This is a genomic window from Acinetobacter sp. AHP123, assembly GCF_023757925.1.
Classification (GTDB): domain Bacteria; phylum Pseudomonadota; class Gammaproteobacteria; order Pseudomonadales; family Moraxellaceae; genus Acinetobacter; species Acinetobacter oleivorans.
This window is the reverse complement of sequence record NZ_CP092454.1, coordinates 1,728,238-1,742,035: the sequence shown is the minus strand read 5'-3', so window position 1 is coordinate 1,742,035 and position 13,798 is coordinate 1,728,238. Positions and strand designations below refer to the sequence as shown.

General features: G+C 39.1%; 17 protein-coding genes. All 17 read left to right on the top strand.

All coding sequences use genetic code 11. The features are described 5' to 3' along the window. Window positions 1–5: 5 nt before the first annotated feature. The 17 genes from MJX77_RS08450 to MJX77_RS08370 all read left to right on the top strand — a co-directional run bounded on the left by MJX77_RS08450 (window position 6) and on the right by MJX77_RS08370 (window position 13,678). Window positions 6–356: a putative holin gene (locus tag MJX77_RS08450; RefSeq protein WP_001114936.1), complete on the top strand. Its 351-nt coding sequence runs from the start codon at window positions 6–8 to the stop codon at window positions 354–356. After that, entirely contained in the window at window positions 353–622 is a 270-nt protein-coding gene (locus MJX77_RS08445; protein WP_114203509.1) for a phage holin family protein, read from the top strand. The genes MJX77_RS08450 and MJX77_RS08445 overlap by 4 nt, the downstream gene beginning before the upstream one ends. Beyond that, window positions 619–1,449 (top strand): N-acetylmuramidase domain-containing protein, encoded by an 831-nt coding sequence (locus tag MJX77_RS08440; protein WP_252061179.1) that lies wholly within the window; start codon window positions 619–621, stop codon window positions 1,447–1,449. Before MJX77_RS08445 ends, MJX77_RS08440 begins: the two co-directional genes overlap by 4 nt. Next, window positions 1,446–1,973 (top strand): phage tail protein, encoded by a 528-nt coding sequence (locus tag MJX77_RS08435; RefSeq protein WP_252061178.1) that lies wholly within the window; start codon window positions 1,446–1,448, stop codon window positions 1,971–1,973. Before MJX77_RS08440 ends, MJX77_RS08435 begins: the two co-directional genes overlap by 4 nt. Continuing rightward, entirely contained in the window at window positions 1,970–2,419 is a 450-nt protein-coding gene (locus MJX77_RS08430; RefSeq protein ID WP_252061177.1) for a phage virion morphogenesis protein, read from the top strand. The genes MJX77_RS08435 and MJX77_RS08430 overlap by 4 nt, the downstream gene beginning before the upstream one ends. 72 nt (window positions 2,420–2,491) lie before the next feature. Continuing rightward, window positions 2,492–3,118 (top strand): phage baseplate assembly protein V, encoded by a 627-nt coding sequence (locus MJX77_RS08425; RefSeq protein ID WP_252061176.1) that lies wholly within the window; start codon window positions 2,492–2,494, stop codon window positions 3,116–3,118. Further along, the gene (locus MJX77_RS08420; RefSeq protein WP_252061175.1) at window positions 3,115–3,462 is read left to right on the top strand and encodes a GPW/gp25 family protein; all 348 of its coding nucleotides are present in this window, start codon (window positions 3,115–3,117) and stop codon (window positions 3,460–3,462) included. The genes MJX77_RS08425 and MJX77_RS08420 overlap by 4 nt, the downstream gene beginning before the upstream one ends. Continuing rightward, the gene (locus tag MJX77_RS08415; RefSeq protein ID WP_252061174.1) at window positions 3,459–4,361 is read left to right on the top strand and encodes a baseplate J/gp47 family protein; all 903 of its coding nucleotides are present in this window, start codon (window positions 3,459–3,461) and stop codon (window positions 4,359–4,361) included. The genes MJX77_RS08420 and MJX77_RS08415 overlap by 4 nt, the downstream gene beginning before the upstream one ends. Continuing rightward, complete coding sequence (locus tag MJX77_RS08410; RefSeq protein WP_252061173.1) at window positions 4,361–4,966, top strand: phage tail protein I; 606 nt, start codon at window positions 4,361–4,363, stop codon at window positions 4,964–4,966. Before MJX77_RS08415 ends, MJX77_RS08410 begins: the two co-directional genes overlap by 1 nt. Before the next feature lie 10 nt (window positions 4,967–4,976). After that, window positions 4,977–7,055 (top strand): phage tail protein, encoded by a 2,079-nt coding sequence (locus tag MJX77_RS08405; protein WP_252061172.1) that lies wholly within the window; start codon window positions 4,977–4,979, stop codon window positions 7,053–7,055. A 137-nt stretch (window positions 7,056–7,192) separates the two neighbouring features. Continuing rightward, window positions 7,193–8,368, top strand: coding sequence for a phage tail sheath protein (locus MJX77_RS08400; RefSeq protein WP_252061171.1), 1,176 nt, complete (start codon window positions 7,193–7,195; stop codon window positions 8,366–8,368). Window positions 8,369–8,380: 12 nt separating this feature from the next. After that, window positions 8,381–8,896: a phage major tail tube protein gene (locus tag MJX77_RS08395; RefSeq protein ID WP_252061170.1), complete on the top strand. Its 516-nt coding sequence runs from the start codon at window positions 8,381–8,383 to the stop codon at window positions 8,894–8,896. Between the two features lie 67 nt (window positions 8,897–8,963). After that, window positions 8,964–9,305 carry a phage tail assembly protein gene (locus MJX77_RS08390; RefSeq protein ID WP_252061169.1) on the top strand — a complete coding sequence of 114 codons (342 nt, stop codon included), beginning with the start codon at window positions 8,964–8,966 and terminating at the stop codon, window positions 9,303–9,305. 2 nt (window positions 9,306–9,307) lie between these two features. After that, window positions 9,308–9,445, top strand: coding sequence for a GpE family phage tail protein (locus MJX77_RS08385; RefSeq protein ID WP_139112246.1), 138 nt, complete (start codon window positions 9,308–9,310; stop codon window positions 9,443–9,445). Between the two features lie 13 nt (window positions 9,446–9,458). Then, window positions 9,459–11,939, top strand: a complete 2,481-nt coding sequence (locus MJX77_RS08380; protein WP_252061168.1) for a phage tail tape measure protein — start codon at window positions 9,459–9,461, stop codon at window positions 11,937–11,939. A gap of 5 nt (window positions 11,940–11,944) precedes the next feature. Next, complete coding sequence (locus MJX77_RS08375) at window positions 11,945–12,364, top strand: phage tail protein (RefSeq protein ID WP_252061167.1); 420 nt, start codon at window positions 11,945–11,947, stop codon at window positions 12,362–12,364. Next, the gene (locus tag MJX77_RS08370; RefSeq protein WP_252061166.1) at window positions 12,365–13,678 is read left to right on the top strand and encodes a contractile injection system protein, VgrG/Pvc8 family; all 1,314 of its coding nucleotides are present in this window, start codon (window positions 12,365–12,367) and stop codon (window positions 13,676–13,678) included. Window positions 13,679–13,798: the final 120 nt, after the last annotated feature.

The window sequence follows — 13,798 nt, the reverse complement described above, 5'->3', positions numbered from 1 at the left end:
AATTTATGCCAGAACCAACAACTTCTACAGCAACCATTGCCACTCTAAGTGCAGTGTCATTGCTTCCATTCATTAATGGTAATGCGTTGCTCGGTGCAGTACTTGGGGCAGCATTTATTGCAACTTTTGAAAAAGATTTAAATGCTTACCAACGTATTCGCAATATGTTATTGGCCACTGGTATTGGTTATATCAGTGCGCCACTCATTACAGAACATACCTTATTAAAAGCTGATGCAGTGGCAGCCCTTATCACTTCAACACTTTGTTTATTTATATTAATCAAGGTTGTTGATTGGGTTAAAACTGCAAAGCTGTCAGATATTTTAAACATCTTTCGAGGTGGCAAGTCATGATCGAATTGTTATTTCAAACCATTGCCGTTTTAGCTTATCTCATTTGCGGTTTTCGTATTGCAACCTTTAGTCATGGTGGAAATTTTCACCGTGGCTATTCCTTCTTTGCAGCAACTTTGATTGCAGCTTTTTTAGGCCAATCGGTGCATATCTTATTTTTTAAGGATCCAGTTACGCTCTGGGATGCCATCTTTGCAATCCTTCTTGCAGTACTCATCTGGCGAACAAAAGGTAATGTGGCCAAACTCATTTGGAGTACGACATGATTTTAAAATTTGGTTCAAAAGGTGATGCCGTAGCAACTCTTCAAAAGCAATTAGCCAAGATGGGTTACAAAGGTATTAAAGGTAAACCACTTTCGGTTGATGGTCATTTTGGTGAAAGTACTGAATTTGCAGTGATTCAGCTCCAGCGTAAATTTGGCCTAGTTGCTGACGGTAAGGTCGGTGATAAAACTCGCCAAGCTTTAGCTGGTGATTCAGTAAGTAAATTTTTAAAAGATGAAGACTATAAAAAAGCTGCAATACGTTTAAAAGTTCCCGAATTAGTTATTAGAGTTTTCGGAGCAGTTGAAAGCCAAGGTGTAGGCTTTCTTGAAAACGGAAAGGCTAAAATTTTATTTGAACGCCATCGAATGTATTTTTATTTAAGCCAAGCATTAGGTAAAACATTTGCTAATAATCAGGCAAAACTAACACCAAATTTAGTCAATACTTTAACTGGTGGTTACAAAGGTGATGCAGCTGAGTATACCCGGTTAAGTATGGCTATAAATATTCATAAAGAATCTGCCCTGAAATCTACTAGCTGGGGCCAGTTCCAAATTATGGGCGAAAACTGGAAGGATCTCGGCTATTCATCTGTTCAAGAATTTGTTGCTCAGCAGCAGATTAGTGAGGGCCACCAACTTGAAGCATTTATCCGTTTTATTGAGTGGAAACCTGGCTTATTAGAAGCATTACAAAAACAAGATTGGAATACCATCTTTACACTCTACAACGGTAAAAACTATAAGAAACTTGGTTATCAAGCAAAATTCCAAAAAGAATGGGATCACCTTGAACCTATTTATGGGGGGAAAACTGCAGCATGAAAAAGCCCCATGCTTTACGTGAATATTTGCTGAATGCGATTCCGGATCTACCACAAGATCCGGATCGCTTACTCATCTTTGCCAATGACGGTAAATTAATGAGTACTGCAGCAAATGGGTATAGTTTTGAAATGGCCTATACGCTAGATATGATCATTACTGACTATGCTGGTGATGTAGATGTATTTGGTGTCGTCCTTTTCACCTGGATTATGGACAACCAATCCGAACTCATGGCCAATTTAAATAAAGTACAAGAAGCCATTACTTTTGAAGCTGAACTCATTGATAACAGCAAATATGATCTGCACTTTAAAATCCCTTTAACTGAACGTGTCATTGTGAAAAAGAATGCTGAAGGGAAATTCGAGATCTCTTACCCGACTGAACCACAATATACTGAGTTTGGACCACCTACAGATTTTGAATTAATAGATAAGGATGGAACTACACTTGCAACATGGCGTACGGCTGATATTCAAGGACGTTCTTTAGATATGCCTTTCCCTGGGAAAAACCCATGAATAATATTCAAGATCTTGCACTATATCTTCAACCCTTGTTAGACCGTTTGTCTCCAGGTGAAAGGGCAAAACTGGCTAAGAATATTGGACGAGATCTACGAACAAGCCAACGCCAGCATATTACAGCACAGCAAAACACTGATGGTTCAGCATATACAGCTAGACGTACACGCTTACGTGACCAGAAAGGTAAAATAAAAAGAAAAATGTTTTCCCGGATTAGATCTAATTCCCACCTAAAAGTACTAAGTAATAGTGAGTCAATTGCGGTTGGTTTTATTGGTCGAGTTAGTCGAATTGCAAAAGTACACCAATATGGTTTGAGAGATAGAGCTACTAGATCTGCTCCGGATACAATTTACCCAAAACGTGAATTACTAGGATTTACAGATAAAGAGATTAATCTGGTTGAGTCATCATTCATTAAGCATATCAATATTAAATAGTTCAACTTGTGAAAACCATTTTCACAAGTTCCCATTGCTGAAAACAAAAAAACTCTAACGCAAAGTGTTGGCATGAATGCTGACATTAATCGTCGTCTTGAGAATCTGATTCGGTTCGGAACAATCAAGACTGTAAATCCGTCTAAACCAATCCCCCTTGTCACTGTAGATCTTGACGATATCGTTACGCCTGAAATTCGCTTTTTTAATGCACGTTCAGGAGATGATTCAACTTGGGATCCACCCTCTTTAGATGAGGAAGTCATGGTGATTTCACCTTGTGGCGAAATTGGCCCTACAAGCGTGGTTTTTTATGGTCTTTATAACAATGAGCATCCCGCTCCTTCAGATGATTTAAATCAGAAAATCCGTGTATTTGCTGACGGTTGCATCATTGCTTATGACATTTCTGCTCATCAATTATCAGCCATTTTACCTTCAGGTGGTAAAGCAATTGTAACTGCTGATGGCGGTATAACCGTAAACGGGGACACAACTATCAATGGAAATCTTCAGATTAATGGAAGTACTGCCATGACTGGAAATAATACCGTCGGTGGCAGCCAGTTGGTGCAAGGAAGTAGTCATTCAACGGGTGCTTTTAGTACTGAAGCTGATGTTAAAGCTGGCTCAATTAGTTTAAAAGAACATAAACATCCTGGAGATAGCGGTGGGACAACTGGAGGGCCAATTCCATGATGTCACGTGAAAATGGCCGAGAGCTTGAAACTGAATTAGATCATATCCTTCAATCTGTCCAGGACATTCTAACTACCCCCATTGGTACAAGAATCATGCGTCGAGAATATGGTTCTTTGATCTATCAATTAATCGACTCCCCTTTTGATGAAATCGTCACTCTGCAGTTATATGCAGCGACTGCAACTGCACTTTTACGCTGGGAAGACAGGATCATTCTCAATTCAGTTTCGTTAGTGACTAATGAAGAAGGTTCATATTTTCTAGATATGGATTGCAGCCTAGTCGATAGCAATAAACAAGCCTCTTTAAGTATTCCCCTTTCAATTGGATCTACCTTATGAGTGTTGACTTTAATTCTTTACCAAAACCAACTTTTGTTGATGTGCTTGACTATGAAGACATCTTCAATGAACGTAAAGAATATTTCATTTCGCTTCATACAGAGGATGAGCAAGAGCTTGTTCGTAAAACACTGAGTCGTGAAAGTGAACCGGTCACTAAGCTTTTGCAAGAAAATGCTTATCGAGAAATGATCTTACGGAATCAGATCAATGAAAAAGCACTAGCAACTCAGCTTGCTTTTGCAAAGGGTAATGATCTAGATGTTTGGGGTGCAAATTTTGATGTTAAACGTTTAGTGATTACACCCGCAGATGATTCAATCTTACCACCGGCCCCAGCTGTTTATGAAGAAGATGAAAATTTTCGTTACCGCATCCAAAAGAAATTAGATGCATTAAGTACAGCTGGCCCTGAATCTTCTTATGAGTACCACACTCTTTCTGCTGATGGCCGTGTTTCAGATGTTAAATGTAGTTCACCAGCTCCAGCACACGCACTTTTGACAATTCTTCAGCGTGACACATCAAATAATGCTTCAACAGAAGAACTAAATACGATTGTTCTAAATTATGTATCTGGAGAGAAGAAACGTCCTACTGGTGACCGAGTACAAGTTCAATCAGCAGAAATCATTGAATATGAGATTGAAGCCGTATTAATCACAAAGAATGTACCTGAAACAGATCCAGTTTTATCAGCCGCACAAGCCAATGCTTTCGCTTATACCAAAGAACCTAAACGCATTGGCAAAGGTGTCTTTTTTTCTGACCTTTACTCAATTTTAAAAGTATCAGGTATTGAACGAGTGGAACTCATTAACCCTACTGCCGAAATCCACTTAACTAACTTTCAAGCAGCTTCATGTTCAGCTATTCGTCTTAGTGTGAGGAATGAATAATGAATTTACTACCTCCAAATACCACCGCTTTTGAAAAGAGAATTGTTGAAACAACTGCGAAAACATCAGAGCTAAATACTAATTTATCAAGCTTAATTCGAGTTGATGATGCTCCAGCAGATTTCTTATCTATATTAGCTTGGCAATTTTCAGTTGATCGTTGGCAAGATGAATGGCCGGAAGAAATCAAGCGTGCTCAAATAAAAAACTCTATCAAAGTCCATACTTATAAAGGTACAAATTTTGCCCTTAGATCGATTGTAGAAAGCTTTGGGTATTCACTTACTATCCATGAATGGTGGCAAGAAACTCCAAGAAGTGAGCCTGGCACCTTCCAAATTACTATCGATACAAATAGCAAGCCATTAACTGAAAAAACTTATAAAACTCTGGTTGAGCTATTAAATGATGCGAAGCCATTAACACGTGAACTCAAATCCATTGAAATTAATGTGATTGCCGTTAAGGGCGACACAAATGTCGCAGCAGCTATGTATGACGGTGAGGACATCACAATATATCCGAAAGTTGATGATCCTAATTCCTTTCTACATTCAGCGTTTGGATTTTATGAACATGAAATTACGGCAATTTATCCGAAATAGAGCTTAAAATATGGCAGCACAATATCATTCTATCTTCACAGAGCAAGGTCTTTCACTACTACGTGAAGCAATCCAAAATGGTACCAAACTTGGTATTACACAAATGTCATTCGGTGATGGTAATGGATCAGTTCCTGACCCGGATGCAACTTTTACATATCTTGTAAATGAAATATATAGAACAGATCTAAACAGATTGGCTCCATCAGCGAATAATCCAAATTGGCTTGAAGCGGATGCAGTTATTCCTAGTGCAGTTGGTGGGTTCAATATCCGCGAAGTTGGATTATGGGCCGGAGAAATACTTGTTGCTTATTCAAATTATCCACCAACTTATAAACCGACTGCCGATCAAGGTACGGCTCAAATTAAGACTATTCGTATAGTTCTTCAAATAGATAATACGGCTAATTTTGAATTAAAGATTGATACTTCCGTAGTCATGGCAACAATCCAAGCCGTAGAAGATGCGAAAAACGAAGCCAAAAGTTCTGCAATTGAATATACAGACCAAATCTGGACTGAGAATATTGAGAAATTCAAGCAACCGGAAATTAAAGCTGTAGAACAGAACTTAATCGAAAGATTCAAGAAAAAACAATATGTTGGAGATTATGAAGATATTCATAGTGCAGTAGCTGCTCAGCGTTCAAAAACAACCTGTCTTAGTGTTGAGACAAACTCAACGTATACACTTGAAAGTATCTTGAACTTAAAAGGTTATTCTTTTTTAAGAGGGGCTGGTTTCTATTCACGTATAAAATGTAAACCAGGTACTGGTATTGTTTATTCCCCGACTGATGTTGCAGATGATCACGCACAACGAAGATTATCAGATTTACAAATTATGGGTGATGGGACTATTGGAGATTATGTAAGCCCCAAAAATGGTACTACTACAGGTTATAGTTGGAATGGCGGAGCTTTTGCCGAAACAAGTGGAAATTTATTTAATGCTCATGGAACAGGTTTCAAGATTCAAAATTCATATACGAATTTAAATAGATATAATTATTATAGAGCTAACAAAATTGGGCTACATCTCGAGAATATTACATCTCATCGAGAAGAGATGATTTATGGACGCTTTAATAGTATCGCAGCTTTTTTAATTACTAATTCTATGCAGAATGTAACTATTGCAGGAGGTGCTATTGAAGGAAATATTGGTCGAGGAATTTGGATTAAAGATTTACAAACTACTTCTTTTCCAAAATTAACACTTGATGACGTGTACTTTGAAAGTAATGGTGATTTAGCTGCTGGTATACCTGCGATTGATATCCAAAATCATCCCAGAATGCATACCTCAGTGCGTGCAGGCTCCTACTGGAATAATGTCCTGAATGGCATTACTACAGGAGCCTATCGATGGGGTAGAAGTGTTGATTTTGATAATTCCACATTGAATGGATTCCATTTTGCAGATATTACCAGAGTGGTAAATGGTATTGACTCTGCTGCATATAATACAGGGAACACTCCGGCAACGATGGCATTATTAGGTTACTCTGAACCAACTATGATGCTTGAATATCTACCTACATATCGTGTTGATGGTTATGGACCCGTCTTTCGAGTACCTTTTGGAGCAAGAACAACAAGAAAGTTTTTACAGCCTAATGAGATTACTGCTGCGTATCCACATATAAGTATTAAAGGGAATAATACTCTTATATCTGAGAATCAATCTTTGGATTATGGTGATGGAAGTTGGACAGATATCTCATTTAGTGGTTCAGGTGATTTCAATACAAACTTTGCGCAATTAACTGATTTAGTAGATGCTGAAAGTGCATATATTGGTAAGGTTTTTGTCTTTCTACTTAAACCTAGTACAGATTGTAAAATTGGCTTAGTAACTACTGGCGCATTAAATTCAATGCAATCTTACTTCTTATTGAAAGCGGGTGTAACTTACAGAATGTGCATGGTACATAATAGATCTGGTGCGGGTAATTTTAGGACGCGATTATTTTCAACAGAAGGACCAGCAAATATATCTTACCTACCAATACATTTAGCTAGGTTTTTAACGACTTTCGAAGCTTTGAATTTTGCAAATATGTTTTGTAGAGGAGTCTTATAAATTTTAACGAGTTGAACATTAATCCCCGTTATTTATTTTAGTGTCAAAACCATTTTCACAGACTAAGAAACTTACACTTTTGATTTAGTCATGCAAGCCTGTTTGTTGAATTAAAACCTCAATAAACAGGCTTTTTTATGGCTATAGATCAATACCACCACGGAATCCGTGTCATTGAACTCAATGATGGGATCCGGCCAATCCGAACCATTGCAACTGCAATTTCAGGCATTGTTGCAACTGCAGATGATGCAGACCCATTAGTATTCCCAGAAAACCAAGTAGTACTAATTACAAATATACAAGCTGCAGTAGCTAAAGCCGGTAAAAACGGAACTTTAGCAAAAGCACTTCAAAATATGGCTAACCAAACCAATGCCCTTTGTGTCGTGGTCCGTGTACCAACTGCAGTTGATGAAGCAGCTCAAACTGCAAATGTCGTTGGTACTGTTACTGCTGAAGGAAAATATACAGGCCTTAAAGCTTTACTTGTTGCCAAGTCTAAATTAGGTGTTCAACCGCGTATTTTAGGTGCACCAGGGCTTGATACTCAGGCAGTTGCTACTGAATTAGTTGTCATTGCTAAAAAGTTGCGTGCTATGGCCTATGCATATGCATGGGGCTGTAAAACTAAAGAAGAAGCTGTGGCATATCGTGAAGCGTTTTCTGCACGTGAACTCATGATTATTTGGCCAAACTTTGTTGCATTTAATACGGCCACTGCTCAAACAGAAACCGTACCCGCTGTAGCAGTTGCTATGGGTTTACGTGCAAAGATTGATAACGAAATCGGCTGGCATAAAACCCTTTCAAACGTTGCCGTATCAGGTGTTACTGGTATCGATGCTGATGTGACGTGGGATCTCCAAGATCCAGCAACTGACGCTGGCTATCTCAACAATAATGAAGTCACCACTTTAATTCAGCATGAAGGTTTTCGTTTTTGGGGATCGCGTACTTGCTCGGATGATCCATTATTTGTATTTGAAAACTATACACGTACTGCTCAAGTCTTGGCTGACAGCATGGCTGAAGCACACATGTGGGCAAATGACTTACCTCTTCATGGTTCATTAGTCACAGACATTCTTGAAGGTCAAAAGGCCAAGCTTCGTGAACTCACACGTAATAAATACCTCATTGGCGGTGACGCTTGGTTCGATCCTGAAGCAAATACTTCCGATACTTTGAAGGTTGGGAAATTGGCCACTGATTACGATTACACCCCTGTCCCACCGTTAGAAGATCTGACATTCCGTCAACGTATCACTGATCGTTATCTCGCTAACTTTGCTGCATCTGTAAACGCTTAAGGAGCTTAACCCATGGCTTTACCAAGCAAACTAAAAAACATGAATTACTTCAATGAGGGTAATAGTTATTTAGGTCAAATCAAAACGGTCACTTTGCCAAAATTGACTCGTAAAACTGAAGATTATCGTGGCGGGGGTATGAATGCTCCTGTCAAAGTTGATCTTGGTTTTGGCGATGATGGTCTTGTCATTGAATCAACTTTTGGCGGTCTAGAACTGCTTACACTACGTCAATTTGGCATGGAAAAAATTGATGGTGTATATACGCGTTTTGCTGGTGCATATCAACGTGACGACACTGGTGAAGTTGATGCCGTAGAAGTAGTTGTTAAAGGCCGTCATGAAGAAATTGATATGGGCGACCAAGAACCAGGTGAAGACACTGAGCACAAAGTAGTAACCAACTGCACCTATTACAAACTAACTGTCAATGGTGTTGTTGAAGTTGAAATCGACATTTTAGGTTTCAAAGAAACCATAGGTGGTGTTGACCGCCTTGAAAAACAGCGTAGTGCTATCGGTTTATAAGTTTCCTTCCCTTCTGTAGTCCAGTACTGCAGAAGGTTTTTTTATTTAACTTTTAGGATATTTCTACATGAATCAAATTGATCAAGCGATTAACCAGGAACAAATCAAAAACCCAAATGAAGAAGTGGTGACTTTAGAAGAACCAATCAGAATGGGTGAACAGATGATTACCCAGGTCACCATTCGTAAACCGGGTGTAAAGGCATTAAGTGGTACCAGTCTTCAGGCTATTTACCAGCATGATGTAGATGCCCTATGTAAACTACTTCCACGTGTTACTTCACCGGCACTGACTCCTCAACAGATCTACCAAATGGACCCCGTAGATTTTGCCAATTTAGGAGGGCATTTGGTCACTTTTTTGTACCCGAAAGCCTTACAGAAGGAAATCAAGGCTCAGACAGCCTAGAGCTGGTCGATGATGTAGATGAGGCAATAGCTAATATTGCCGTCATCTTCCACTGGCCGCCAAGTACTTACGATGACATGGATATTGTTGAATTGAGCAAATGGCATCGTAGAGCACTCAAAAGAAATCAAACTAGCTAATTAGAGTCCACCAATGGCAAATTTAAAATTAGAAGTTCTATTTAATGCAGTTGATAAATTATCTGGCCCTATTAAAACAATCGTTGGTGGCTCTAAAACCTTATCAGATGCCTTTAAAAAGACGTCATCTGAACTGAAGTCTCTAGAAGCCCAGCAACGCAAAATTTCAGGCTTCAGGCAGCTTAAAGAACAATCTGAAAAAACTACACAGGCCATTGAACAGAATAAGGAAACCCTTAAACAGCTCAAAACAGCTATGAATATTGGTGCTCCTACTGAGCAGATGGTTAAGGATCTCACACGCGCTGAAGCTGCACAAAAACGCCTGAAAGCAGCTCAAAAAAATCAAGGTACTGAAATGACGGCTTTAGTCCGTGAACTTAACCAGACTGGTATTAGTGTTGACAATTTGGCTGATGATGAATCACAGCTGAAGAACAAAATCCATCTCACAACGATGGAAATTAACCGTCAAAAGGAATCATTAGAACGTCACCAAAAAGCCCAAAAGCAGTATGAACAAATGCAAGGACGTATGGCCAAAGCATCGGATCTGGCAAAGAAAGGTCTGATGGTTGCTGGCGTTGGAGCTGCTTCAATGGCAATTCCTGTGAAATTAGCTAGTGATTTTGAAACTGATATGCTTGGAGTTGCTAAACAACTTAATGGTGCACGTGATAGCACAGGAAAATTAACCAAGGAGTTTTTTGGCATGCGCCAAGAAATTTTAAATCTTGGCCATGCACTTCCTGTCTCTAATAATGAATTAGCACGAATGACTGGTGCCGGCTTAAAAATGGGAGTGGCTAAACAGGATATTCTTGGTTTTACAAAAGAAGTAGTAAAAATGGGAACTGCTTTCGAATTACCCTATGATGAGCTTGCGGAAAATATGGGCAAAATTGCCAATATGTATAAGCGACCAATTAAAAATATTAGTGAACTAGCAGATACCATCAACTACCTTGATGATAATGCATTGTCTTCAGGTGGTGACATCATTGATTTTATGCAGCGTGTTGGTGGTACTGCATCAATGGTTAAAATTACTGATAAGAACACTGCTGCTTTAGGCTCAACCTTACTATCACTTGGTGAAAGATCAGAAACAGCAAGCACTGCAATTAATGCTGTTTTTTCAAAATTAGGAGCAGCAAATACACAATCTAAACCATTTATGGCTATGGTCAAAGATCTTGGGCTTTCAACTAGTGAATTAGAAAAGGGTATGCAGACAAATGCTGTTGGTACCATTTTTAAAGTCATGGACGCAATTAAAAAAATGCCAGAAATTGCTACTGAAGGAGGAACTAGTCAGATTGATGCCGTGGCTACTTTGTTTGGTGCAGAACATTGGGATACTTTTTCTAAATTACTTAAAAACCGAGGTGAACTTGAAAAACAATTACAACTAGCAAATAGCGCAGGGTCCAAGGGGTCAATGGATCGTGAGTTCATGGCACGTATGGAAACGAATCAAGCGCAAATGGAAATTTTTAAAAACAGAATATCCGAAGTCGGGATTAGTATTGGAAGTATCCTATTACCCCCTTTAAATACTCTATTAGGTAAAGTTGGAAGTGTAGTGACTGGTTTTACTACATGGATCCAACAAAATCCTGCCTTAGCCTCAACTCTGGTAAAAATTGCTGTTGGTGGTATCGCTATCATTGGAGCTATAAGCACTTTATCACTTGGAGTTTTAGCCCTACTTGGTCCACTTGCTATGCTCAAAATGACCATTTCTACATTAGGAATTGGTTTTAGTGCATTAGGGGCCATTTTCTCTCCAGCTGGCTTAATCATCCTAGGTGTCATTGCAGCTGTGGCTGGAGCTGCTTATCTCATTTATAAGAATTGGGAACCTATTAAAGGTTTCTTTGTGGGCATTTGGAATACAGTTAAAACTGCCTTCAATGGGGGAATCAAAGGCGTATCTGCACTAATTATTAACTGGTCCCCTATTGGGCTTTTCTATGCTGCATTTTCAAAAGTCTTGTCCTGGTTCGGTGTAGATCTGCCCGCCAAATTTACTGGCTTTGGTGCAATGATTCTAACCGGGTTAAAAAACGGGATTATGTCAAAAATCGGTGAAGTGAAAGCAGCTCTCTCTGGAGCAGTCACAGGCGTCATTGATAAAGCTAGGAATATCCTAGGTATCCATTCCCCTTCACGTGTATTTATGGGTATTGGTGACTACACCATGCAAGGCATGGCATTAGGTATTTCTCAAAACCATAACTTACCCATTAAAGCGACACAGCAAGCTACGCAGAATGTAATTGGTACTGGCACAGCAAAAGTTACTCCAGTAACACCAATCCGGGCACAACGCGGTGGCAGCTTCATTAGTAACGACACAATACAAATCACCATTAAAGCAGAGCACGGTCAACCAGTCCGTGAAACAGCACGTGCGTTACGAGCTGAAATGGTACGCCTTCAACAAGAAGAACGTGATGCAAGACGTCGTTTTCTAACAGACACAGAGTAAAAAATATGATGATGGCATTAGGACTGTTCGTTTTTTCATTACAAACAGCTGCATATCAAGAACTGCAACGTGTCACCAATTGGAGACACCCAAGTAATAGCAGAGTTAGAGCTTCACCAGCATATCAATTTATTGGTAAAGGTGAAGATACAATCACGCTCAAAGGTGAAATCTACCATGAGCTTACTTGGCTAAGATCAACAATCGACATTGTTCGCCAAATGGCAAATACGGGCAAAGCATATACCCTTATCGAAGGTACTGGTTATTTCTACGGCCTAGTAATTATCGAAAGTTTAGATGAAACAAAAACCTATTTTTTTAAAGATGGCGCAGCAAGGAAAACTGAATTTACTATTACTTTGAAAGTGGTAAAAGAATGGAAATATGCTGCTTTAGGAACACTTATTGGAATGGCTCTATAAATGTTAAATGCGGCTCTTGGATTAGCTAAAAATTCAAAAGATTCTTTTGATAATTACACAAGTTATCCCACTCCTATTTTCAAAATAGAAGTTGACGGAAATGACATATCCCCTCTTGTTGTCGACCGTTTAATTTCACTCAGTATTAAAGACAATCGTGGCTTAGTTGTTGACTCGGTGGATATTGATCTTGATGATTCAGATGGACAATTAGAAATCCCACCAGAAGGAGCAATTATTCAGGTGTGGATTGGTTGGTCTAATACAGGCCTAGTCGACAAAGGGAAGTACAAAGTTGAATCCGTCACCCATCGCGGTGCACCGGACGTTTTAAGCATTTCAGCCTTCAGTAATGATGTGTCTGAAGGTTTAAAACAAAAGCGTGAACGTAGCTTTAGTAATAAAACAATTCAGGTGATTTTTGAAACCGTTGGAGTGGAATATGCGCTTAAAACAATTGTGCATGACACCCTTGCTAACCGGGTAATTTCTTATATTGCTCAAAATGAAAGTGATGCAAATCTGATTACCCGGATAGCAGATGAACATGATGCTATTGCTACCGTCAAAAATGGCCACTTAATTTTATTGCCACGTGGAGCCAGTCAAACCGCTTCCGGATTACCCCTTCCTACCGCCCAAATTTTTCGGTCCGATGGTGATGGCCACAATTACACGACTGGTACCGGTACTGACCGAATTACAGGCGTTAAAGCGTTCTATTACGATGCTGGTCAATCTAAAAAGCTATATGTGGTGATTGGTGACAATGAAGAAAATTTAAAAGAGATCCGTTACGTCCACCGCGACAAAAAAACAGCTGAACTTGCTTGTCAGGCTGAATTCAACCGTTGCAAACGTTCTTCACAAAAATTGTCTTATACCTTTGCCTTTGGCCAACCTGAACTTATCCCGGAACAAGAGTTTGTATTCACCGATTTAAAACCACAAATCGATGACATCGTATGGCTGGGTATTAACGTTACTCACAATTTAACTGATAGTGGATTTACTACAAGTGTTGAGCTAGAAGTGCAGCTGCCAAATACAGATGATGTTTCAACTCTTTTTGAACCAGATAAAGAGAGAGATAAAGAATTAAGAAAACAAAATAAAAAAAGGACTGGTCGCAACTATGCTGACTACACCGGAGTAATCGTTTTTTATCGTGAGAATGGTAAAGATCAGAAGCTTACTTCAGGCGATCAAAGCAATCCGTTGAAGCTCATTAAAACCTATAAAACGAAAAAGACAGCGACCATTGCTTTAAAAAGAGAACAAGCCCGAATTGATAAAGCTAAAAAGGGCAAATAAAAAAATCCTTGCTTTGGGGGAAGCAAGGACAAAATGGTAATCAATTTTCGATACAAATTATTATAAATCACTATTTATAGTGATTTTGTTATAAAATCGTAAATAATTAAACCAACAGGT

Coding starts and splice junctions, on each gene's coding strand:
- MJX77_RS08450 (WP_001114936.1), top strand. CDS start 6: ATGCCAGAACCAACAACTTCTACAGCAACCATTGCCACTCTAAGTGCA.
- MJX77_RS08445 (WP_114203509.1), top strand. CDS start 353: ATGATCGAATTGTTATTTCAAACCATTGCCGTTTTAGCTTATCTCATT.
- MJX77_RS08440 (WP_252061179.1), top strand. CDS start 619: ATGATTTTAAAATTTGGTTCAAAAGGTGATGCCGTAGCAACTCTTCAA.
- MJX77_RS08435 (WP_252061178.1), top strand. CDS start 1,446: ATGAAAAAGCCCCATGCTTTACGTGAATATTTGCTGAATGCGATTCCG.
- MJX77_RS08430 (WP_252061177.1), top strand. CDS start 1,970: ATGAATAATATTCAAGATCTTGCACTATATCTTCAACCCTTGTTAGAC.
- MJX77_RS08425 (WP_252061176.1), top strand. CDS start 2,492: ATGAATGCTGACATTAATCGTCGTCTTGAGAATCTGATTCGGTTCGGA.
- MJX77_RS08420 (WP_252061175.1), top strand. CDS start 3,115: ATGATGTCACGTGAAAATGGCCGAGAGCTTGAAACTGAATTAGATCAT.
- MJX77_RS08415 (WP_252061174.1), top strand. CDS start 3,459: ATGAGTGTTGACTTTAATTCTTTACCAAAACCAACTTTTGTTGATGTG.
- MJX77_RS08410 (WP_252061173.1), top strand. CDS start 4,361: ATGAATTTACTACCTCCAAATACCACCGCTTTTGAAAAGAGAATTGTT.
- MJX77_RS08405 (WP_252061172.1), top strand. CDS start 4,977: ATGGCAGCACAATATCATTCTATCTTCACAGAGCAAGGTCTTTCACTA.
- MJX77_RS08400 (WP_252061171.1), top strand. CDS start 7,193: ATGGCTATAGATCAATACCACCACGGAATCCGTGTCATTGAACTCAAT.
- MJX77_RS08395 (WP_252061170.1), top strand. CDS start 8,381: ATGGCTTTACCAAGCAAACTAAAAAACATGAATTACTTCAATGAGGGT.
- MJX77_RS08390 (WP_252061169.1), top strand. CDS start 8,964: ATGAATCAAATTGATCAAGCGATTAACCAGGAACAAATCAAAAACCCA.
- MJX77_RS08380 (WP_252061168.1), top strand. CDS start 9,459: ATGGCAAATTTAAAATTAGAAGTTCTATTTAATGCAGTTGATAAATTA.
- MJX77_RS08375 (WP_252061167.1), top strand. CDS start 11,945: ATGATGATGGCATTAGGACTGTTCGTTTTTTCATTACAAACAGCTGCA.
- MJX77_RS08370 (WP_252061166.1), top strand. CDS start 12,365: ATGTTAAATGCGGCTCTTGGATTAGCTAAAAATTCAAAAGATTCTTTT.